Here is a 573-nt window from a genome sequence, read left to right as displayed (position 1 = left end):
CTGGTATGTCAGCTCTTCGTCGATTTTACCCCAGATCGAGAGCTGTGCCGCTTCGATGACGGCCTTGAGCGGATTGGCAACTACACGCTCGTTGTAGGCGATGATCGTGTCGTAGAAGGCCCTGAACTCACCGTCCGAGGAAGCGTTCAGGCCGGCGGGGGTGATCCCGAGCAGGATGGTGAGCGGGATCTTCGAAACGCTCGACATCTGCTCCTGGGACTGGGCCTGAAGCTCGTGCAGCCCGGCGATGGGCACGGAGACGTTCTCGAAATCCTCCTCGTTCTTGTCGAGGACGAAGGTTCCGCGGTTGTCGCGGGTCTTGTTGAAGAGGTCGATGCGGCGGAAGAGGTCACCTCCACTCATATCGCTCTGAAGGCGCTGGGCCATGTCGGTCTTCAGCACCATGACCGAGAAGCTGTGCACCAGGTCGGACACGGACTGGCGCGTGCGCAGCCAGTTATCGACATAGGGCTTGCACAGCTGGGACAGCGCCATGCCACCGAAAGCATATGCCGGCTTGAGCATGTTGGGGACATGATGCCCGACCATCGTGAGGAGGCGGCTGGCATGGAC

The 573-nt window shown here is 60.6% G+C and carries 1 protein-coding gene; it reads right to left on the bottom strand.

The window, feature by feature from the left end; all coding sequences use genetic code 11:
• Positions 1–573, bottom strand: a 573-nt coding sequence (locus ACTIMO_RS17220; RefSeq protein ID WP_448183213.1) for an anti-CBASS protein Acb1 family protein, incomplete at both ends; no start/stop codon positions are given.

It is taken from the genome of Arthrobacter sp. CP30 (genome assembly GCF_053470025.1).
This window is presented reverse-complemented; position numbering and strand designations above follow the sequence as displayed.